A 19875-nucleotide genomic window follows, 5' to 3' on the forward strand; every position below is an offset into this window, starting at 1 on the left:
CGCGCCCGTCACCGCCCCGCCCGCCGTCTGCTCGGGCGGGGCGGGGCGGCTTCGGCCACCTCGCAGAAAGGCTCGGGCGGGGTGGCGCCTCTGTACCTCCCCCGCCCCGCCCTACTCCGCCGGCTGGACATCGCCGTAGCTGACGACGCCGTTCCGGCCGTCGACGAGCAGGAGCCGCGTGAGGGCGTCGTCGCCGACCGGCGACACCTCGCGGCCCTGGAACGTGAACGTGCAGATCGTCGACGTGACGGCGTCGTCGCACGGCTGGCCGATGAGGCGGAGGCGGCCGTCGCCGTCGAGCCGGTAGAGCGCGAGCCCGCCGGCCACGCCCGAGACCACGTTGACCTGGTACACGCCGGTCTCGCGGAACGGGAGCGGGTTGGGGTACGGCACCTGGATCGTCTGGACGAGGCCCCCGTAGGCCGGCCCGATCCGCCAGTCGCCCGCGTCCTCGGCGACGACCGCCCCGCTCGCGTCGGTCCGCGTGTAGCCGGAGGGCGGGGAGAACGCCTGGTCCTCGAAAAAGCGCTGCTCCTCGACGGTCGCCCCGTCGCAGGCGGCGAGCAGCGGGAGCAGGGCGAGGGCGGCCAGGAGCGGCGCGAGCGGGGCGGGGCGGCGGGGCATGGGCGGCGGGCGAACCGGAGCGACGGGCGCGCGGTAACGGCCCGCCCCGCCCGTTGGGTCCGCCTGTTCGCGCGCCGTGTGGACCTGAGGGCGGGGCGGCCGCGCTCCGCTCCACCCCGCCCCCGCCCGTGCCCCACCTTGCCGCCCACGACCTGTCCGTCTCGCTGGGCGACCGGTCGGTGCTGCGCGACGTGTCGTTCGCGGTCGCCGAGGGCGAGCGGGTCGGGCTCGTCGGGCCGAACGGGGCGGGCAAGACGACGCTGCTCCGCGCCGCCGCCGGGCTCCTCCCCTACTCGGGAACGCTCGCGCTGCGCGGGCGGGGCGTTCGGGCGTGGCCGGCGCGCGAGCGGGCGCGCGAGGTGGCCCTCGTGCGGCAGCAGGCGGACCTCGCCGTCGACTTTACGGTCGCTGAGGTCGTCGGGCTGGGCCGCGCCCCGCACCTCGGGTGGCTGGCAGCGCTCGGGGGCGATGACCAACGCCGCGTGGCCAAGGCCCTCGCCGCCGTCGACCTGGCGGCGTTCGCGGACCGGCCGGTTCCGGAGCTCTCGGGCGGCGAGCAGCAGCGGGTGTTTCTGGCCCAGGCGCTCGCCCAGGACGCCCGGCTGTTGCTCCTGGACGAGCCCACGGCGCACCTCGACGTCCGCCACCAGCTGGACCTGCTGGCCCGCGTCCGCGCGCTGGGGGCGGCGGGGCGGACGGTCGTGGCGGCGGTCCACGACCTGGAGTTGGCGGCCCGCTTTGCCGACCGGCTCTGGGTGCTCGCGGGCGGCCGGCTCGTCGCCGACGGGCCGCCGGCGGACGTCCTCCGCCCCGCCCTTCTGCGCGACGTGTTCGGGGTCGAGGCCGAGGTCGACACGGACGCGGCCGGCGTCCGCATCCGGTACTTTGGAGCGTTGGGAAGTGGAACGTGAGAGGCGAGGAGCGAGAAACGCACGGGGCGGGGTGGCGCCACTCGCCAGGACGCTGCTCCCTATGAACGTTCACGCCCCGCCCTTCCCCCTTCTCCTTTTCCCCTCTCCCCCTTGAAAGTCTACACCCGCACCGGCGACGACGGCACGACTGCCCTGTTCGGCGGCGGCCGTGTGGCCAAAAGCCACCCCCGGATTTCTGCCTACGGGACGGTCGACGAGGCCAACGCCGCGCTCGGGATGGCCCGCGCCGCGCTCGGCGACCAGAGCGGGGCGGACCGCGCCGACGCGCTCCTCGCGCGGCTCCAGGAGGAGCTGTTCGTGCTCGGCGGCGACCTCGCCTCGCCCGGCGACGTCACGTACCCGGTCCCGCGGATCGAGGCGCCGCACGTGGCCGCGCTCGAGGCCGACATCGATGCGCTGACCGCCGACCTCCCCGCCCTCAAACACTTCGTGTTGCCCGGCGGCACGCCGGCCGCCGCCGCGCTCCACCTCGGGCGGACCGTCGCGCGCCGGGCCGAGCGACTGGTCGTCGAGACGGCGGCGCTGGAGGAGGTGTCGCAGGACGCGCTCCACTACCTCAACCGGCTCTCGGACCTCCTGTTCACGCTCGCGCGGTGGGTCAACCACGCGGCCGGCGTGGCGGAGCCAGTGTGGGCGCCAGTCGAGCGCGGCTCGGGGGGAGAGTAGGGCGGTAGGTCGATGAGTCAGTAAGGCGCTCGATCAGTAAGAGACTGTTTGGTAGAGGTCCGGCCCTCCCCCACCGGGGGAGGGCCGGACCCAAAGGGCGGGGAGGGTGATAGGCGTCGGAGCGGCCGTCGAGGGCGGGGCGGCCGCCCCGGGTCCCCCCTGGCTGCGCCGACCTGACGGTTCCCGGCCTCCCCCCGCTGGGGGGAGGAGACTCGAAGCCGGCTACCCAACAGCCTTTAAGCGTCAGCCCCTCGCGCCACGAGGGCGGGGTGGCGTAACGTTTGCGGGGTCTGCTCCGACACACCACCCCGCCGCCCCACCGGCCCGAGCAACCGCCGCTCCCCGCGCGCGTACCGACGCCATGTCCACCCCGCCCTACTCCCTCCGCGAGGAGGTCGCGAGCGCCGTCACCCACGGGCTCGGCGTACTTCTCAGCGTCGGCGCCGGCGCCGTCCTCATCACGCTGGCCGCCCTGACGGCCGACGTGTGGACGATCGTCGGGGCGTCGGTCTTCGTGGGGACGCTCGTCCTGCTCTACTCGGCGTCGACGCTGTACCACGCGATCCCGTTCGAGCGCGCGCGGGCGCGGCTGCGGACCGCCGACCACTGCGCGATCTACGGGCTCATCGCCGGGACGTACACGCCGTTCCTCATCGGCGGCCTCCGCGGGCCGTGGGGGTGGTCGCTGTTCGCGGTCGTGTGGGCGCTGGCGCTGGCCGGCATCGTGTTCAAGCTGTTCTACACGGGCCGCTTCCAGGTGATCTCCACGTTCCTCTACGTGGCGATGGGCTGGCTCGTCGTCGTCGCCACCGGCCCGCTCCGCGAGGCGCTCCCCGGCTCGACGCTCGCGTGGCTCGTCGCGGGCGGGGTGGCGTACACGGCCGGCGCCGCGGTCTACCTCAACCGGCGCATCCCGTACGGCCACGCCGTGTGGCACCTGTTCGTGCTGGCCGGGAGCGTGTGCCACTTTGCGGCCGTCCTGCTCGAAGTCCTGCGCGTCGCGTAGCCGCCCCGCCCTACGCCGCCCCGCCGGGGCGCCGGTAGACGGCGCGGGCCGCCCCGCCCTCGCGGACGGAGGCCTCGGCGACCAGGAGCCCCGCCCGCTCGGCGGCCCCGTCCAGTTGGTCGGGCTCAACGGCGGCTGCGGCCCACAGCCAGGCGCCGGGGCGGAGCACGCGGGCGGCCTCGGCGACGGCCGCGTCGAGGACCGTCGGGGGCGGGGCGGCAAGCACGACCCAGTCGGCCCACGCGTCGGGGAACCCGAGCGCGCCCAGGTCGGCGCGCGTCACGCGGCGGGCAGCCTCGGCGTCGCCGACGAGCGGGGCGAGGCGGGAGCGGGCGGCCTCGGCGTGGGCGGCGTCGGGGTCCACGGCCCACACCTCGAATCCGAGCCGGGCGAGCGCCTCGGCGGTCTCCCCCGCCCCGCTCCCCAGGTCGACCACGCGGGCCGGGACGGGGACCGCGGCGAGCGTGCGGAGCAGGTGGTCGGACGGCTGGCTCATCACGCCGCGGTCCGCTGGCGGGGCGTGAGGTGGGGGGCCGCGTCCGGCCACTCGCGGGCGGGCACGGCGCGGCCGCACACGGCGCACGTCGAGCGCGACGGGGCGGGCGGGACGGGCGCTCTGGGGCCGTCCGACGCCGGACGGACGTGGCCGGCGACGCTCTCGGCCAGCGCGTCGATAAGGAGGGCGTGGCAGTTGAGCCCGCTCGTCACCTCGAAGTGCGAGACGCCCCGCCCGGCGGCCCGCCCGCGGGCCGTGACGTCGAGGTCGAACGCCGTCTCGACCCGGTCCGAGATGAACGAGACGGGGACGACGAGGACGGCCGAGGACCCGTCGCTGGCCAGGTCGTCGAGGGCGTCGTCGACCGTCGGTCCTACGGGCCGCCCCGCCCCCAGCGGCGTCTCGAAGGCGACGCCGACCGACCGCTCGGGCTCGGCGCGCGCCTCTAGCACGGCCTCGACCGTGGCCTGGACCTGGCAGCAGTACGGGTCGTCGAGCGCCGTCAGGTGCCGCCGCTGCGCCCCGTGCGCAGCGAACAGGATCTGGACCCGGTCGCGGACCTCGCGGGGGAACCGCTGGAGCCCCTCGTCGATCCGCTCGCTGAGGGCGTGGACCAGCTTCGGGTGGCCCGCGTAGTCGCGCACGAGCGTGGTCGGCCAGTGGTCGGCCGCGGGCTCGTCTTCGAGGGCGCTCCAGTAGGCCAGCGACGAGCCCGTCGTGGCCGCCGAAAAGTGGGGCTGGAGCGGGAGGAGGACCACCTTCGTCACGGCGTCCTCGGCCATCTGCGCCCGAGCCGCCTCCATCGAGGGCTCGCCGTGGCGCATGGCCACGTAGACGCGGAAGTCGACGCCGGCCGAGCGGTCGTACCCCTCGCTCAGGACCCGCTGGAGCGCCCGGGCCTGCTCCTCGGCGTGCCGCCGGAGCGGGCTCGCCCCGCCGATCAGCTCGAACGCCTGGGCCAGGCGGCGCCCGCGGCGACGGGCCAGGAGGCGGGCGGCGCGGTGGCGGGCAAACTGGGGGACGCGGAGCTCGACCTCGGCCGGGTCCATGAGCCGGCTGTACAGGAACGGGACCGCCTCCTCGGGGCGCGACGGCCCGCCGAGCCCCATCAGCACGACACCCACGGTACTGCCCGGTTCGACCGCGAGCGCCCCCAGCTCGAACGCCTCCCCCGTGAGGGTCGCTCGGTCCGGTCGGAATCGACGGAGGTACTCGAACGGGGTCATGGGAAGGGGGCCGGGGGGAGCCTGGCGCCCGGGTCTCCCGGGCCGTCCCGAACTTTACGCCCGGGCGCTAGAGCCCTGTATCGCGTCTCGTTGAAGACGGTGAAACGACCAGCGGATTTACATCGGCTCCACACCGCCGCAGCGCGGCGCGAGGGCGCAGCCGCCCCGCCCCGTTTGCCGTGGGCGGGGCGGCCCAGAGGTTTGCGCGCTGGCGCGCCTCCACTCCGTTAGATCCCCGCCGCCACGTCCGCCAGCTGCCGCCGGACGTCGGGGGCCGCGAGCGCCGTCCACGCCTCGCGGACGGCCGCCGGCGCCGGGCCGCGCACGCCGAGGAGCCCGGCCGTCCGGCGGCGGTCGCGCTCGGCCGTCACGCGGGCCTCGACGGCGGCGACCGTGGCGGCGAGGTCGCGGGCCGGCCCGTCTGTCGCCCCGGCCGCGAGGCCGAGCGCGAACCGGAGGGCGCGGAGGGCCGACGCAACGTGCTCGGCCACGTCGAGCGGGTCGCCCGCCCCGCCCGCGTCCTCGAACGCGCGGACGGCCTCGTAGCGGCTCCAAAGAGCCGAGCCCAACACGTGCCGGAGCCGCGACGGCCCCGCCCCGCCCCGCCCCGGCTCGACAAAGTCGACGGGCGGGGCGGGCGCGTCGTCGCCCGACCGGACGCCGGCCGCGTCCTGCGCGTCGAGCCGCGCCACGAGCCGCCCCGCCCGCGCGCTCCACGCCTCCCGCCCCGCAAGGGCGCCGTGGGCCGACGCGAGCGCGCGCCGCCGGGCCGCCTGGAACCGCCCCGCCCGCGGCCCCGCCTCGGCCGCCGCACGGTCGTAGTCAAGGGCGGCGTCGAGGTCGACGACGAGCGGGCGGAGCTCGGCCACGAGCCGGTCGACCGCCGCACCGGGCAGGACGTCCCGGAACGAGAGCAGGGCCAGGCGCACGTCGCGCGCCGCCGACGCCAGCCGTCGCGCGCCGCCGACGGAGCCGTCGAACGCGCGGGCCGCGGCGTCGTAGCGGCCAGCGTGGGCGTCCACGGTCCGCGCCGCGGCCTGGAGAACGGGCGTGTCACCCGCGAACGCCAGCGGCGCCGGCACGCCGGGCCGGTCCCGCATCGGGGGCGAGGCGTCGCCCTCCGCGCCCGACCACACGAGGGCGGGGCGGTCGTCGGCGGCTCGCCCCGCCAGCGGACGCGCCGAGCGGGGCGGCTTCAGCGCGCCCCCGGCCCCGTCGTCCTCGACGAACAGGGGCGTCGTGGGCGGGGCCGACCGGAACAGGTCGAGCAGGTCGTCCATGTCCTCCGCGGCGCCGTCGCCCCCCGCGGCCCCGTCGCCTCCCGCGGGCTGGCTCGCGGGCCACCCCGCCCCGCTCGGTGCCCGCGTCGGGTCTGCATCGTCGGGCAGCCCGGGAGCGGACGGGCGGGGCGGCGTCGGCGTGGGGGCAGGGTTGGTCACGACGGAGAGCGGTGGAGGAGTGGGAACGGCCAGCGGGCTTCCTGCCGCCGACGGGCCGACGACGACGGGCGAGCGCGGGCAGCGGGCGGCCTCGAGCAATCTACACGCCCCCGCCCCGCCCCGAAACGCACGGCCGGGGCGGGTACGGGCTGGGGCGGGGCGGGCACGTTGACCGTTCGGAGACCGCCCCGCCCGTGCCGCAAGAGCGGGCAGCCGGCGGCGTCGCCGCCCCGTCTACTGCCCGTCGCCCGAGGGCGCCGCCAGCCGCTCGGCCTCGGCCACGAGCGCCTCGACGGCGTCGAGGCCCTGGTCCCAGAAGCCCGGGTCGTGGAGGTCGATGCCCAGCCGGCCCACGAGCACGTGCGGCCAGTCCGACCCGCCCGCGGCCAGGAGGTCCCGGTACTTCCGCGCGAAGCCCGGCCCCTCGGCTTGGTAGCGCGCGTAGAGCGCGAGCACCAGGAGCTCGCCGAAGGCGTAGGCGTAGACGTAGCCCGGCGTGTGGACAAAGTGGGGGATGTAGCTCCACCAGTGGCGGTAGCCCTCGGTTAGCGTCACCGCGTTCCCGTACATGGCCTCCTGCGTCGCCATCCAGTGCCCGGCAAAGTCGTCCGGCGTCAGCTCGCCCCGCTCGCGGCGGTGCGTGTGGATGCGGTCCTCGAAGCGGTTCATCGTCACCTGGCGGAAGACGGTCGCCATCGTGTCGTCGATCTTGCCGACGAGGAGGGCGAGGCGGTCGTCCGGGCTCGGGGTCGTCTCGAGCATCCGCTGGAACGTGAGCATCTCGCCGAAGACGCTCGCCGTCTCGGCCGTCGTCAGCGGCGTGTCGGCGTGGAACACGCCCTGGTCACGCGCGAGGTACTGGTGGACCCCGTGCCCCAGCTCGTGGGCCAGCGTCTGGACGTCGCGGAGCGTGCCCGTGTAGTTCATCAGGATGTACGGGTGGGCGCTCGGCACGGCCCCGTGGCTGAACGCCCCGCCCCGCTTACCCGGCGCGGGCGGGGCGTCGATCCAGCGCCCGTCGAAAAAGCGCTCGACCACCCCGCCCATCTCGGCGTCGAAGCCGGCGTAGGCCGCCGTGACCTGCTCACGCGCCTCGTCCCACGTCACGAAGCGGTCGGCCTCGCCGGTCGGCGCGTAGCGGTCGTAGTCGTAGAGCCGGTCGAGCCCGAGGAGCCGGCGCTTGAGCGCGTAGAACCGCTCGACGAGCGCGTAGCGCCCCGTGACGGCCTCGACGAGCGCGTCGACCGAGGCGCCGTCGATCTCGTTGGCCTCGTTCCGGCTCGCGATCCACGACGGGTAGTGGCGGAGCCGGTCGCTCGACGCCGTGTCGGCCAGGACCGTGTTGAACACGTAGGTCAGCGGGCGCTCCAGCGTGACGAGCCCCTCGGTCACGGCTTCGGCCGCGTCGCGGCGGAGGCTCCGGTCGGCGTCGTAGAGCTTGACCGTCGCCTGCTGGAGCGGGAGGCTCTCGCCGCGGACGCGGAACCGGGCGGCCCCGAGCGTCTCGTCGAAAAACCGGTTCCACGCGCTCCACCCGGTCACGGCCTTCTCGGCCAGGATCTTCTCCTCGGGCTCGGAGAGGACGTGCTCGCGGGCTTCGGTCTTGAGCTCCAGGTAGTGCCGGTACGGCGCGAGCTCGGGGTGTTCCAGAAGCGCCCGCGCCCGGTCCGGCTCGACGGCCGCCCACTCGACGTCGAAAAAGACGAGCTCCTGGCCGACGCGTGTGTACGCCTCGCGGACCCGCTGGAGGAGCGCGCCGCGGGCCGGGTCCTCGGTGTCCGTGCTCCACGCGAGGTAGGCGTAGGTGTAGGCCCGCCCCGCCCGGTCGTGGACGTCGGCGAGATCGGCGAGCGCCCCGGCCAGCTCGGCGGCGTCCAGGTCGCCGACACGGCCGCGGAGGCGGCCGGCGAGGTCGACGGCCTCGGTCTCGGCCGTCGCGAGGTCGGCGTCGAGGTCGGCCGCCGAGGCGCAGAGGTCGTCGAGCGTCCAGCGGACGTCTTCGGCGCCGGTCGGGGGCGGGGCGGTCGGGGCGTCGGCGGGCGGGGTCTTGGACATCGGATCGGGTAGGGAAAAACCTTACGAGAGCAGCCCCTGCGGTAGCCCAGGGGCCGCCGTAGCTTCCAGGAGCCGGGGCAGCGCTGTGGTTGCGGCCTCCGGTACGGCCCCCTCCCTCGCGCAGATCCCCGCAGATTCTCATGGCCCAGGTCCAAGAACTCACGTCCACCGCCGACGCCGACGCCATGCTCCAGGCGTCCCACGACGGCCCGGTGTACCTCCTCAAGCACTCGATCGCGTGCCCGATCTCGGCCCGCGGCCAGATGGAGTTCGTCGGGCTCGAAGGCGACGGCGACCCGCCGCTCTACGCCGTCGTGGTGCAGTACGCCCGCGACGTGTCGGACTACCTCGCCGAGCAGCTGGGCGTCCAGCACGAGACGCCGCAGGCCCTCCTGATCAAGGACGGCGAGGCCATCGACGTCAAGAGCCACCACAACATCCGCGTCGCCGCGCTCCGGTCGGCGGCCGAGGCCGCCGCCTAACCCGCCCGCCCCGCCCCAGCGAGTTCCCCGACGCACGCCCCCTCCGTGACCCGCCCTGCCCCGCCCCGCCCGAGGCTGCTCGCCCCGCTCGCCGCGTGCTTCGTGCTCGCGTGTGCCGCGCTCGCGTGGGGGTGCGGGGCGGAGCCCTCGGGCGGGGCGGCCGAGTTCACCAGCGGGGCTGCGCACAGCGGCGCCCGCGACCTCGTGCTCCCGTCGGCGACCGGGCCGGTGCCGCTGGCTGCGTTCGCCGGCCGGCCCGTCGTGGTCCACCTCGCGGCGGCGGGCGACGCGGCGGCGTGGGCGGCGCTGGGCGAGGCGACCGGCGACCTGGAGGCGAGCGGGGCGGCCGTGCTCGCGGTCATCCTCGAGGAGACGCCCGCCGCCGAGCTCGAAGCGCTCGGGTACCAGGGCGCCCCGCTCGCCGTGGTCCTCGACGGCGAGGGCACGGTCCGCGGGCGCGCCGCGCCGACCTCGGGCGACGCCGTGTTCGCGGCCGCCGCGCCGGTTCTGGCCGAGTACGACCTCGCGCAGACCGTGGCGTGGCCCGGCGCCGAGACGGTCGACGCCCTCGTCCGCGCCGGCGGCCTCGTCGTCGACCTGGGGGCGGACGCCGCCCCGCCCGGGGCGCTCCGCGTGGCCCCGGACTCGCTCGCGGCCGAGACCTTGCCCGCCGACCTGGGGACGCCGCTGGCGTTCGTCGGCTCCGACGCGGCGGCGGCCGCCGAGCGGGCGGTCGGCTGGGGCTACGCCTCGGTCTACGTCGCCGACGCGGCCGGCCGGCTCGGGGCCGTCGAGCCGCCCCGCCCCGCCGCACCGCCCTCGCCCCGCCGTCGGGGCGGCGTGCGCGGCTAGCGGGGCGCCGAGAGTTTGCTGAGGGTTGTTCGAGGAACGGCCTCAGGTTGCGATTTCCCACCCCGCCCCCACGGCCCGCGGGCGGGGCGGGCGTCATCTTGTGCGTCTGCTGCCACCACGTCCCCCATGTCTACTGACCACGTCCGCATCCTCGGCATCTACGAGGACGCCCTCGCCACCTCCCACGCCGGCGACCACATCACGACCCTCGTCCTCCGCCTCTCGGGCGACCCGTCGGACGACTGGATCTCGGCGTTCAACCTCGAGTGGAGCCGGACCGACTACCTCCGCAAGCGGAGCGTCCACGTCGGGTCCGTCCGGGTCCACAACGAGACCGAGGTCCGGCAGGGGCTCGTCGTCCACACGTCGCCCGAGGACTACGTCTCGATCCACAAGCCCCACGTCGAGCGGGCCGTCGAGCGGGCCAACGCGCAGGCCGCCTGGCGTGACCGCCAGCAGGACGCGACGGTCGCCCGCGCCAACCGGACCATCCGCGCCATCAACGCCGACTACTACGCGGCCGGGCGGGGCGGCGACGAGCGGGCGGCCGTGGAGGACCGGGCGGCCGCCCCGCCCGAGCGGCGAGAGACGGAGGCCACAGACCGCGCGGCGACGTAGGGCGGGGTGGGGGCGGCGGGACTCGAACCCGCAAGCCGTGAGGCGACGAGGCTTAAGCTCGTTGTGTCTGCCAGTTCCACCACGCCCCCGCTCGATGGCCACGAAAAGATACACCGACGCCGAGTTCGTGGCCGCCGTTCGCGCCTCCAAGAGCATCGCCGGCGTCCTCCGCCGGCTCGGGCTTCGCCCGGCCGGTGGGAACTACGCGAACGCCAAGCGGACCCTCCAGCGACTCGGGCTGGACGCTTCCCACTTTACGGGTCGAGCATGGAGCCGAGGCGAACGACAGAAGGACTGGTCGGACTACACAAGGGCTACCCATGCGAAGCCCCACCTGATCAAAGAACGAGGGGCCGCGTGCGAGCGGTGCGGGGGCCAAAGGTGGCAGGAGGAGCCCACCCCGCTAGAAGTCCACCACCGTGACGGGGACCGGACGAACAACGTCCTCGCGAACCTCGCGCTGCTGTGCCCCAACTGCCACGCCCTGACCGACACGTGGCGGAACCGCTCTCGGAGTTAAGCCCCCGGGCCGCCCCGCCCGCGGTCGTAAGCTACGGCCCCACCCCGCCCGCCCATGCCGCAGAACCCGCCCGCGGGTCCCGACCGCCTCCGCGGACACGCCCAGGCCGTCGCCGCGCGTGCCCACGTCCCCTACTCCCGCGCGCCCGTCGGCGCGGCCGTCCTGTTCGAGAGCGGAGGCTGGCTCGCCGCGCCGCGCCTCGAGAACGCCTCGTTCCCGCTCACGATCTCGGCGCTCCAGGGCGCCCTCGCGCTCGCGGCCACGGCGGGCGCCGCGCCCGTCGCCGCCGCGCTCAGCCGGCCGCTCACGCGCGGCGAGCGGGCGCTGCTGGAGGACTGGACCGACGGGCCGTGGCGGCTCGCGGCCCCCGACCTCGCCGTCCGCGAGGGCGGGGCGGCGCCCGTGGTCGGCGCGGCGGTCCGCCTCACGCTCCGCCTCCCGCCCCCGCCCGATGTCGCGGGCGGGGCGGCGCTCGCGCTCGCGGCCGCCGACCGGGCGCACGTCCCGGCCTCCGACTTCGCCGTCGGCGCCGCGGTCGAGGACGGCGAGGGCCAGCTCGTGGTCGGCGCCAACGTCGAGCTCGACGGCGACTGGTCGCGCGGGCTCTGCGCCGAGCGGACGGCGCTCGTGGCCGCGCGGGCGGCCGGGCTCGGGCCAGTCCGCCGGCTCTACGTCGCGTGCGTGCGGGCGCCCGGCGGCACGCCCTGCGGCGGGTGCCGCCAGGTGATCGCCGAGCTGGCCCCGGACGCCGAGGTCGTCGTCTGGCGCGGGACCGACCCGCCCGAGGTGACGACGCCGGCGGCCCTCCTGCCGGCCGCCTTCGGCGGCGAGCGGCTGTCCGTCGGCCAGTGAGCCGGTGGATCAGTGGATCAGTGGATCAGTGGATCAGTGGATCAGTGGATCAGTGGATCAGTGGATCAGTGGATCAGTGGATCAAGGTGCCCGCCCCGCCCGTGTGCAATCCGACTTGACGAAGCGCGTTGGCGTCCGCTCTGAACGGCCCGAAGCCGCCCCGCCCGCTCCAGGTAAGACGCCGCAGGGGCGGGGCGGTCCCAGTGCGCTCCGCTGGCGTAGATCGACCGACTCGCTGACCGACTGACCCGACGACGTACCGACGCGCCGCCGCCCTGGACCTCGCCCTCGCCTACTCGCCCGTCCTCCTCGCCGCGTGCACGCTCGGCGCGGGCGCCCTCGCGTGGTGGAGCTACGGGCGGAGCACGCCGCCCGCGACCGGGTGGCGGCGCGTCGTGCTCCCGGTGCTCCGGTTCACGGCCCTCTTCCTCGTCCTGCTCCTCCTGTTCGACCCCGTGTGGCGCCGCGTCACGCGGACGGGTGAGGCGCCGCTCCTGGCCGTCCTCGTCGACGACAGCGAGAGCCTCACGCTCGGAGCCGGACCGCCCGCCGACGCCGTCCGCGCGGCGCTCGACGGGCTCCCGGCCGACGCGGCGCTCCGGTTCTACCGCTTCGGCGCCGAGGCCGCGCCGGCGGGGCGGGCGCTGCCGGGCGACAGCCTCCGCTTCGCGGGCGAGCGGACCGACATCGCGGCGGCGCTCGGGCGCGTCGAAGCCGACTTTGCCGGGCGCAACCTGCGCGGCGTGGTCCTGGTGTCGGACGGGCGCGTGACCGACGGGCGGAACCCGGCCTACCTCGCCGAGCGGTTCCCGGTCCCGATCTGGACGGCCGTGGCCGGCGACAGCGTCTCGGGCCGCGACGTCCGCCTGGCGCGGGCGGTGACGAATGACGTGGCCTACGCGCGGTCGCCGCTGCCCGTCCAGGTCGGCGTCCGGGCGAGCGGGTACGCGGGGCAGACGGCGCCGGTGACGATCTCCGAGAACGGGCGCGTCCTAACGCGCGGGGCGGTCGAGTTGCCGGCGGGCGGGGCGGAAGCCGTTGTGGACCTGACCGTGACGCCGGCCGCGCCGGGCGTCCGCCGGTACACGGTGGCGGTGGGGCCGCTGGCCGGCGAGGCCACGACGCGCAACAACACGGCCGTCGTCGAGGTCCGCGTGCTGGACGACCGGCGCCGCGTGCTCGTCGTGGCCGGCGCGCCGGACCCCGACCTCGCCGCGCTCCGCGCCGCGCTCGAGGCCGACCGCTCGCTCGACGTGACGGTCCGCACGCAGCGGGCGCCGGGCCTGTTCTACGAGGGCGCCCTCCCCGCCCGGCTGGGCGCGTTCGACCTCCTCGTCCTGGCCGGCTACCCCGGCCCCGCCGCCGACGGGCAGACGGCCGAGCGGCTGGCGGCGAGCGGGCTGCCGGTCCTGTTCGTGCTCACGCGGCAGACGGACCTCTCGCTCCTCGCGCGGGCGTTCGGCGACGTGCTCCCGGCCGCGCCGGCGGCCGTCCGCGCCGGGTTCGCCGAAGCCGGTCTCGCGCCGACGCCGGCCGGCGAGGCCCACCCGGTCTTCGAGGGCCTGGGCGTCGACGCGTCGCGCCTCTCCGCGCTCCCGCCGGTCGCGGTCACCACGTCGCGGTGGACGCTCGCGCCGGGCGCGCGGTCGCTGGCCGGCGTCCGCCGGGGCGGGGCGGCGCTCGACGTCCCGCTCGTCGCCGTGCGCGCGGGCGCCCGGCGGTCGGCGGCCGTGCTCGGCGCCGGCACGTGGCGCTGGCGGACGCTCCCGGACGACCTGGGCGACCTCCGCGGCGCCTACGACCGGCTCCTCGACAACCTCGTCCGCTGGACGACCGCGCCCCAGGACCGCCGGCGCGTCCGGGTCCGCCCCGACCGCGCGCTCTTCGGCGAGCGCGACCGCGTGACGCTCACGGGCCAGGCGTACGGCGAGAGCCTGGAACCGATCAGCGACGCCCGCCTCACGGTCGCCGTCCGCGCGCCGTCCGGCGACGTCCAGCGCGAGGCGATGCGGCCGGTGGGGAACGGGCGCTACGTCGTAGACCTGGGCGTCCGCCCCGCCGGCACCTACACGTTCACGGCCGAGGCCGAGCGGGGCGGTGTAGAGCTAGGAACCGACCGCGGCTCGTTCGGCGTGGGCGCGCTCGCGGCCGAGTTCCGCGAGCCCGGCGCCGACCCCGCCTTGCTCCGCCAGGTGGCCGCGCGCTCGGGCGGGGCGGTCGTCGGGCTGGACACGCTGGGCTCGTTCGTGGCCGGCCTCCGCGAGCGGGGCGCGCTCGCCGACCGCCCGCTCGTGCGCGAGGACGAGACGCCGCTCGTCGGGCTCCCGTGGCTGCTGGCCCTGGCCGTCGCGCTGCTGACGGCGGAGTGGGTGATCCGCAAGCGGGCGGGGATGGTGTAGCAGCGAGCAGCGAGCAGCGAGCAGAAGCTGAACCACCCCGCCCAGGCATGGGCGGGGCGACCGACGTAGCGGCGTTGCATGCAACGCCGTCGGGCCACGGCGCACGGGCGGGGCGGTCCGCAGGCGGGGCCGCGGGCCGGCGATCACCGCCCCGCCCCCAGGGAACGGGCCGAGCTGGATTCGGAGCGACGCCACGCGTGGTGTCCGCATCGGGGGGCCGCCCCGCCCACGCCGCGGGCGGGGTGAGTGCCAGGGCGGCCGAGGCGAGGCCGGCGCCGTGGGGCGAACGCCGCGGCGGTATCCTCCGGGACGCGCTCGGCTCCCCCCGCCCCGCCCGAGGTGGACGCGCCGGCCGCCTCCCCCGCCCCGCCCGCATGCTGCCGGACACCCTCGACGAGACCGCCCGCCCGCCCGCCCAGGGCGACCCCGTCGAGAGCGGGGCGGCCGACGTCCCCGCCGCCCCGAGCGTGTCGCTCCGGCCGTTCGCGTGGTCGGTGGCACTGAGCGCCGTCGTGTTTGGCGTGATCGGCTACGCCACGTTCGACCCGGTCGCGTTCCGGCCGTTCCTCCGCGACGCCCGCCCCTGGCTCCTGGTCGCCGCGGTCGGCACCGTCGTGCTCCGCGTCGTGTTCGGGGCGTGGCGGCTCCGCGTGGTGTCGGACGGGCAGATCGGCCTCCGCCGGGGCGTCCGCGACCAGATCGTTTGGGACTTTTTCGCCTACGTCACGCCGTCGGCCGTGGGCGGCGGGCCGTTTCTGGCCGTGTTCATGGCGCGCGACCGGCAGCTCCCGCTGGGCGAGGCCACGTCGGTCGTCCTGTTCGCGATGCTGGTCGACCAGGTGTGGTTCGCGCTCACCATCCCCGTGCTCCTCGTCGCCGCCGTCTGGCTCGACGTGTTCCCGCAGGCTCTGGGCACGGCGGGCACGGCCGCCCTGCTCGCGTTCTTCGTCGGCTACCTCGCGTGGGTGGCCGTGCTGGCCTACGGGACGCTCGTCCGGCCGGACCGGATGGCGGGGTGGGTCGAGCGCCTGTTCCGGCTCCGCTGGCTCCGCCGGTTTGCGAAGCGCGCGCGCGGAGCGATGGCCGACATGCAGGCCCGGTCGCGGTCGCTCCGCTCGCGGTCCGGTGGGTTCTACGCGAAGGCGTTCGCCGTATCGCTCGTGCCCTGGATCTGCCGGTACGCGCTCGCCGTGTGCGTCATCGCAAGCGTGTACCCGGGCGTCGATCAAGCGCTCGTGTTCGCACGCTCAGCGGCGCTCCAACTGGGCGCACTCGTCGTGCCCACGCCGGGCGGGGCGGGCGGCGTCGAGGGCCTGTACGTCCTGTTCCTGGGGCCGCCGCTCGTGCCCGCCGCGCTCGTCGCGCCGACGCTGCTCGTGTGGCGGCTCCTGAGCTTCTACGTGTTTATTGGAGCCGGCCTCGTCCTCGTCGCCCGCCACCTGGCACGGGTCGCCCCCTCCCCACCCCGCCCCGCTGGCGCCCGTACATGACCGAGGAGACCGTCGCCGTCAAGCGGACGGGCGAGATCGAGGAGCCGACGAACCGGCTCTTTGTCCACCCGCTGAGCCGGGCGCTCGTGGCGCCGCTCGCGCGGTGGGGCGTCTCGCCGAACGCGGTCTCGCTGGCCGGGCTCGCGTTCGGGGCCGGGGCCGCCGTCGCCTACGCCCGCTACACCGAGTGGCCGTTTGTCGTGCTGGGCTTCGCGCTCATGGTCGTGTGGCACGTGCTCGACGGCGCCGACGGCCAACTCGCGCGGCTAACAGGAAAGACATCGGAGATCGGGAAGGTGCTCGACGGCCTGTGCGACCACGGCACGTTCGTGCTCGTGTACGCGAGCCTCGCCGCCGCCGCGTCGGCAACGCAGGGGTCGTGGGTGTGGCTGTGGGCCGCGGCCGCTGGCGCGAGCCACGCCGTGCAGGCGAACGCCTACGAAGGCCAACGCTACGCCTACGACTTCTGGGTCCAAGGCAAGCAGTCGGCCCGCGTCCCGACGCCCGACGAGTACCGGGAGGAGACGCGTGGGGCCACGGGCGTGGCGTGGGCGCTCGGGCGGCTCCAGCTCCTCTACCTCCAGATCCAGTATCGGGGTGCGGCTGCGGCCGCCCCGCTCCGGCGGCGGCTCGCGGCGGCGGCAGCCGCACCGGGCGGGGCGGCGCGCGTGGCCGAGGCGTACCGGGCCACGCACCTCGCGGGCCTCCGGCGGTGGAACCTGCTGAGCTCGAACTACCGGACGGGCGCGATCGCCGTGGCCTGCCTGCTCGGCAGCCCGGTCTACTTTTTTGCCTTCGAGGCCGTCGTCCTGAACGGCGTGTTTCTGGCCCTCCTGCAGATGCAGCGGCGGAACGACCGGGCGCTGCTCGCGCGGCTCGGCGCGGGCGGGGCGGCGTAGAGCGGGGCGGCTTGTGCGGGGCAGCCCGCGCGCTACTCCCGGAACGCTGACCGCACCCGCCCCGCCCACCGGAACCCGAGTACTCGGTACGCCCAGACGTAGGGCCGCGCGTTGGACGCCGAGACCGGCGGCACGTAGTGGGCGGGGAGGCTGCGGTCGTAGAACATCTTCACGGCCTCCGCGCCGCACGGGTACAGCCCCCAAATTGCCTTCAAAGCCTTGCGGCGTCGAGGTCCGCCCCGCCCGCGAGGGCGCGCACCTCCGCGAAGGCGAGGGCGCCCACGCGCGCGGGCGGTTCCGTCCGTCGACCCGCCGTCGACGCACGACGATCACGACGATGTCGGGCGGGGCGGTCTGCGCCGGCGCGGGGACAGCGGGGGCAGAGGCCTCCGCGTTGTGCCAAGGGATTACGACGGAGACCGTAGAGACGGATGGCGGCACGCGTGCAGGGAGACCCTGAAAGAGGTCCTTCGCTGAAGAGCCGGGCGAACGGGTACGCTGTCGTCCCGTACGGGTCTCCAGAAGCGACCGCCCGTACCAGCCCCTCGTCCCTGTGCTCCCTCCTCCTGCCCGCTTGTACGCGGGGCAGTTCGTCCTGGGCACCGCCCTCTCCCGCGTCCCCGAGGGGTGGGCCGAGCACACCGTCGGGCGCTGGACGCTGGCGACCGACCTCCCGGTGTGCTTCGTCCTCGACCCCGACGGCCGGACGGTCGGCGCCCTCATCGGGTTCGCGGTCACGCCAGACGGGGCCGTCCGCGACACGCCGCTCACGCTCCCTGAGCCGCCCCGCCCGGACACCGCGACGGCCGTCGAGGACGCCGTCTACGCCCACGGCGGCCGCTTCGCCTGCGTGCTCGCCGCCGACGACGGGTTCGAGCGGCTCTACCTCGACCCGGGCGGGACGCTCGCGGCCGTTTATGGGTGGGGCGGGGCGGCCTCGACGGGGACGCTCCTGGCGTGGGCGCACGGGCGGGAGTTCCGCCGCCCCGCCCCGCCCACCCCCAGCAGCGGGTTCTTCTACGCCGGGCGGACGAGCGACCCCGAGGTCCAGCGTCTCGTCCCCAACCACTACGCCGACCTCGCGACGGGCGGGGCGGTCCGCCACCACTGGCAGGAAGCGCCAGTCCCCGTCTCCAGCGACGAGACCGCCGGGCTCGTCCACGAGATCGCCGCCGGCGTTCGGCGGAACGTCGAGGCGGCGGCGTCGATCGGGCCGATCCGCATTGGGATCACGGCGGGGCGGGACTCGCGCATGATCCTGGCGTCCGCACGAGGCGTCGCCGACCGGACCTCGCTCTACACCTTCGACCACCCGGCTCAGCCCGTCGACACCGCCGCGGGCCGAGCCATCGCGCGCCGGCTCCGGCTCCCCCACCACGTCATTCCTCTCAAACCGATCGGGAGCACGCGCGAGGTCTACCTCGAACGGACGGGGTACGCCGGCAGCGCGGGCAAGGCAAAGGACTTCTACGAGGGCGTCCGCTGTCACCTCCCACCGGGCGGCACCCTCCTGGCCGGGTTCGGCGGCGAGCTCGGACGGGCGAGCCGGATGCAGCGGACCCTGACGCCGGAGACCCCAATCGACGCCGCGATGGTCCTCGACCGCTACGACGACGCCCCCCTCGCCGAGCGGGTCGAGGCGCTCGAGGCGTGGTTCGAGGGGGTCTCGTGGACGGACCCGTTCTCGTTTCTGGGCCAGGTCTACTGGGAGAACCGGATGGGGTGCTGGGCCAGCCCCCACCTCTACGGCGTCTCGCCGACCACCACCCCGCTTGTCCCGTTCATCGACCGCCGGGTCGTCGACGCGATGGCCCGGCTGCCGGTCGCGTACCGGCTCGCGAACCGCCTCGCCGACGACGTAGCCCGGGCGGGGTGGCCGGAGCTCGCGGAGATCCCGTACCAGTCTCGGCCGGGGTGGACGGGACTCGCGTACCGGGCCGCCCACGCGGTCCGGTGGCGCGTCCGACGAGCGGCGCGCTACGCTGTCGGCGCCCGCTCGCGCGCTGCGCCTCCACACTCTGACGAGAGCGCGCCGACCGATTCGCGGGCCTAGACCACCAGCGGGCTGGGCTCCGCCCGTCAGCGGGCGGGCGGCTCCGCGGAGTGCAATCCGATGGCACGGGGGAGAAGCCGGGCCATCCGGCGGGACGCGAGAAGGCGCGGGTCGAGTGCCGCCGCCGAGCAGAGGAGCGCCCGCAGAGCTCTGGGGTCTCGCAGGCCGTGCCTTCCCCCCTGCGCGAGCAGCGACGCCGCGGCCTCCCGACGCAGGGACTGGGCGGCCGCGGGCGGCTCGGTCTGGCGCACTCGCTGGAGCACTTCCCGGAGCAGGGGGAGCCCGACGCGAACGCCTGCAGGGTTGAGCGCGTGGTGCCCCCGGTACAGCGTGACCACGGCCGCGACCTCCTCGTCGGTGAGCGTGCGCTCCAGCCGGTCCTCTAGGAGGGGCTGCGACACGCGTAGGCTGAGCCGCAGCCCAGCCTTTCCCCGCGTCCTCACGACCGACGTCCCGTGCGTGCGGTAGTGGACGAGAGTGTCGGGGAGATTCGCAAACCGAGTCCGGTCGTGGAGCCGAGCCCACAGGTCGGTGTCCTGGGCCGTCCAGTAGCTCTCGTCGTACCCGCCGACGCCTCGGACGACGTCGGCCCGGAACACGACGCTCGGGTGGAGGAGGCTTCCGGAGAAGAGCTGCCGGGCACGAATCGTCTCGTGGTCCTCCGCGTAGCCCTTGCTGTAAAGGTACTCGCCGCCGGGACCTATCCTGTGGAACCCGCTGCCGAGGACGCCGACCTCGGGGTGGCGTTCAAGGAAGGCGACCTGCTTTTCGAGGCGGTCCGGCATGTTCACGTCGTCGGCGTCGGCGCGGGCGACGAGCGGGGCGCGGCACGCGGCGAGCCCCCGGTTCAGCGAGGCCGCGAGCTTCCGGTTCTCCTCGTTCCGGAGCACGACGAGGCGGCCGTCCCGCGCGGCGTAGTCCGCGAGGATCGCGGCCGTCCCGTCCGTGCTCGCGTCGTCCACGACGACGATCTCGATGTCGGAGAGCGTCTGCGCGAGCACGCTGTCGAGCGCCTCAGCGAGGTACTGCTCGCCGTTGTAGACGGCCATCAGCACGCTCACGCGGGGGACGGCCTGTTCCTCTAGGGAGCGCTCCATCAGGGGCGGGGTGGTGCCTCCGACCGCGCGGCCGCCCCGCCCACAGCCGTGCGGTCGGGATGGCCGCTCAAGGCGACGGAGATGGGGGGAGTAAACATGAAAGCCGAGACGGCGACGCTACACGCAGGGGCGGGGCGGTCGGGCGCGAGCCGCGTACAAAGACGGGCCG

General features: G+C 75.7%; 19 protein-coding genes and 1 tRNA gene. 12 read left to right on the top strand and 8 right to left on the bottom strand.

Translation table 11 applies throughout. The annotated features are described in order from the left end of the window. Window positions 1-111 precede the first annotated feature (111 nt). Complete coding sequence (locus RM540_RS05400) at window positions 112-624, bottom strand: hypothetical protein (protein WP_311662523.1); 513 nt, start codon at window positions 622-624, stop codon at window positions 112-114. A 128-nt stretch (window positions 625-752) separates the two neighbouring features. Between RM540_RS05400 and RM540_RS05405 the strand changes: the two genes are divergently transcribed. From RM540_RS05405 to trhA, 3 genes are all read left to right on the top strand, one after another. Further along, window positions 753-1535, top strand: coding sequence for an ABC transporter ATP-binding protein (locus RM540_RS05405; RefSeq protein WP_311662524.1), 783 nt, complete (start codon window positions 753-755; stop codon window positions 1533-1535). A gap of 111 nt (window positions 1536-1646) precedes the next feature. Continuing rightward, complete coding sequence (locus RM540_RS05410; RefSeq protein ID WP_311662525.1) at window positions 1647-2222, top strand: cob(I)yrinic acid a,c-diamide adenosyltransferase; 576 nt, start codon at window positions 1647-1649, stop codon at window positions 2220-2222. A gap of 361 nt (window positions 2223-2583) precedes the next feature. Continuing rightward, entirely contained in the window at window positions 2584-3228 is a 645-nt protein-coding gene (gene trhA, locus RM540_RS05415) for a PAQR family membrane homeostasis protein TrhA (RefSeq protein ID WP_311662526.1), read from the top strand. Window positions 3229-3238: 10 nt separating this feature from the next. On the opposite strand, the gene RM540_RS05420 is transcribed toward trhA, so the two are convergent. The 4 genes from RM540_RS05420 to RM540_RS05435 all read right to left on the bottom strand — a co-directional run bounded on the left by RM540_RS05420 (window position 3239) and on the right by RM540_RS05435 (window position 8444). Further along, a complete protein-coding gene (locus tag RM540_RS05420) occupies window positions 3239-3724 on the bottom strand; it encodes a class I SAM-dependent methyltransferase (RefSeq protein WP_311662527.1) in 486 nt (161 codons plus the stop codon). After that, window positions 3724-4950: a ferrochelatase gene (hemH, locus tag RM540_RS05425; protein WP_311662528.1), complete on the bottom strand. Its 1227-nt coding sequence runs from the start codon at window positions 4948-4950 to the stop codon at window positions 3724-3726. Before hemH ends, RM540_RS05420 begins: the two co-directional genes overlap by 1 nt. Before the next feature lie 227 nt (window positions 4951-5177). After that, window positions 5178-6389 (bottom strand): hypothetical protein, encoded by a 1212-nt coding sequence (locus tag RM540_RS05430; RefSeq protein ID WP_311662529.1) that lies wholly within the window; start codon window positions 6387-6389, stop codon window positions 5178-5180. A gap of 234 nt (window positions 6390-6623) precedes the next feature. Further along, a complete protein-coding gene (locus RM540_RS05435; RefSeq protein ID WP_311662530.1) occupies window positions 6624-8444 on the bottom strand; it encodes a M3 family oligoendopeptidase in 1821 nt (606 codons plus the stop codon). 140 nt (window positions 8445-8584) lie between these two features. Here RM540_RS05435 and ytxJ point away from each other — a divergent pair, with 140 nt between their 5' ends. The 3 genes from ytxJ to RM540_RS05450 all read left to right on the top strand — a co-directional run bounded on the left by ytxJ (window position 8585) and on the right by RM540_RS05450 (window position 10396). Next, window positions 8585-8926 (top strand): bacillithiol system redox-active protein YtxJ, encoded by a 342-nt coding sequence (ytxJ, locus tag RM540_RS05440; protein WP_311662531.1) that lies wholly within the window; start codon window positions 8585-8587, stop codon window positions 8924-8926. 45 nt (window positions 8927-8971) lie between these two features. Further along, on the top strand, window positions 8972-9778 hold the full coding sequence (locus RM540_RS05445) for a hypothetical protein (RefSeq protein WP_311662533.1): 807 nt from the start codon (window positions 8972-8974) through the stop codon (window positions 9776-9778). Between the two features lie 126 nt (window positions 9779-9904). Beyond that, window positions 9905-10396 carry a hypothetical protein gene (locus tag RM540_RS05450; RefSeq protein ID WP_311662534.1) on the top strand — a complete coding sequence of 164 codons (492 nt, stop codon included), beginning with the start codon at window positions 9905-9907 and terminating at the stop codon, window positions 10394-10396. A 7-nt stretch (window positions 10397-10403) separates the two neighbouring features. Here the strand turns inward: RM540_RS05450 and RM540_RS05455 are convergent. Next, window positions 10404-10485 (bottom strand) — tRNA-Leu (locus RM540_RS05455). Between the two features lie 5 nt (window positions 10486-10490). On the opposite strand from RM540_RS05455, the gene RM540_RS05460 reads away from it, so the two are divergent. From RM540_RS05460 to RM540_RS05480, 5 genes are all read left to right on the top strand, one after another. Beyond that, window positions 10491-10916: an HNH endonuclease signature motif containing protein gene (locus tag RM540_RS05460; protein ID WP_311662535.1), complete on the top strand. Its 426-nt coding sequence runs from the start codon at window positions 10491-10493 to the stop codon at window positions 10914-10916. Window positions 10917-10970: 54 nt separating this feature from the next. Continuing rightward, window positions 10971-11768 carry a cytidine deaminase gene (locus RM540_RS05465; RefSeq protein ID WP_311662536.1) on the top strand — a complete coding sequence of 266 codons (798 nt, stop codon included), beginning with the start codon at window positions 10971-10973 and terminating at the stop codon, window positions 11766-11768. Window positions 11769-12163: 395 nt separating this feature from the next. Then, entirely contained in the window at window positions 12164-14167 is a 2004-nt protein-coding gene (locus RM540_RS05470) for a hypothetical protein (RefSeq protein WP_311662537.1), read from the top strand. Window positions 14168-14541: 374 nt separating this feature from the next. Beyond that, on the top strand, window positions 14542-15657 hold the full coding sequence (locus RM540_RS05475; RefSeq protein WP_311662538.1) for a lysylphosphatidylglycerol synthase transmembrane domain-containing protein: 1116 nt from the start codon (window positions 14542-14544) through the stop codon (window positions 15655-15657). Further along, on the top strand, window positions 15654-16556 hold the full coding sequence (locus tag RM540_RS05480) for a CDP-alcohol phosphatidyltransferase family protein (RefSeq protein WP_311662539.1): 903 nt from the start codon (window positions 15654-15656) through the stop codon (window positions 16554-16556). The genes RM540_RS05475 and RM540_RS05480 overlap by 4 nt, the downstream gene beginning before the upstream one ends. Window positions 16557-16588: 32 nt before the next feature. On the opposite strand, the gene RM540_RS05485 is transcribed toward RM540_RS05480, so the two are convergent. Further along, entirely contained in the window at window positions 16589-16729 is a 141-nt protein-coding gene (locus RM540_RS05485; RefSeq protein ID WP_311662540.1) for a hypothetical protein, read from the bottom strand. 380 nt (window positions 16730-17109) lie between these two features. Between RM540_RS05485 and RM540_RS05490 the strand changes: the two genes are divergently transcribed. After that, window positions 17110-18609: a hypothetical protein gene (locus tag RM540_RS05490; protein WP_311662541.1), complete on the top strand. Its 1500-nt coding sequence runs from the start codon at window positions 17110-17112 to the stop codon at window positions 18607-18609. A 26-nt stretch (window positions 18610-18635) separates the two neighbouring features. Here the strand turns inward: RM540_RS05490 and RM540_RS05495 are convergent, their stop codons facing one another. Beyond that, window positions 18636-19706 (bottom strand): glycosyltransferase family 2 protein, encoded by a 1071-nt coding sequence (locus RM540_RS05495; RefSeq protein ID WP_311662542.1) that lies wholly within the window; start codon window positions 19704-19706, stop codon window positions 18636-18638. Window positions 19707-19875 lie beyond the last annotated feature (169 nt).

Source organism: Rubrivirga litoralis (genome assembly GCF_031846415.1).
Classification (GTDB): domain Bacteria; phylum Bacteroidota; class Rhodothermia; order Rhodothermales; family Rubricoccaceae; genus Rubrivirga; species Rubrivirga litoralis.

Coding starts and splice junctions, on each gene's coding strand:
- RM540_RS05475 (WP_311662538.1), top strand. CDS start 14,542: ATGCTGCCGGACACCCTCGACGAGACCGCCCGCCCGCCCGCCCAGGGC.
- ytxJ (WP_311662531.1), top strand. CDS start 8,585: ATGGCCCAGGTCCAAGAACTCACGTCCACCGCCGACGCCGACGCCATG.
- RM540_RS05480 (WP_311662539.1), top strand. CDS start 15,654: ATGACCGAGGAGACCGTCGCCGTCAAGCGGACGGGCGAGATCGAGGAG.
- RM540_RS05420 (WP_311662527.1), bottom strand. CDS start 3,724: ATGAGCCAGCCGTCCGACCACCTGCTCCGCACGCTCGCCGCGGTCCCC.
- hemH (WP_311662528.1), bottom strand. CDS start 4,950: ATGACCCCGTTCGAGTACCTCCGTCGATTCCGACCGGACCGAGCGACC.
- RM540_RS05450 (WP_311662534.1), top strand. CDS start 9,905: ATGTCTACTGACCACGTCCGCATCCTCGGCATCTACGAGGACGCCCTC.
- RM540_RS05495 (WP_311662542.1), bottom strand. CDS start 19,706: ATGGAGCGCTCCCTAGAGGAACAGGCCGTCCCCCGCGTGAGCGTGCTG.
- RM540_RS05465 (WP_311662536.1), top strand. CDS start 10,971: ATGCCGCAGAACCCGCCCGCGGGTCCCGACCGCCTCCGCGGACACGCC.
- RM540_RS05435 (WP_311662530.1), bottom strand. CDS start 8,444: ATGTCCAAGACCCCGCCCGCCGACGCCCCGACCGCCCCGCCCCCGACC.
- trhA (WP_311662526.1), top strand. CDS start 2,584: ATGTCCACCCCGCCCTACTCCCTCCGCGAGGAGGTCGCGAGCGCCGTC.
- RM540_RS05460 (WP_311662535.1), top strand. CDS start 10,491: ATGGCCACGAAAAGATACACCGACGCCGAGTTCGTGGCCGCCGTTCGC.
- RM540_RS05400 (WP_311662523.1), bottom strand. CDS start 624: ATGCCCCGCCGCCCCGCCCCGCTCGCGCCGCTCCTGGCCGCCCTCGCC.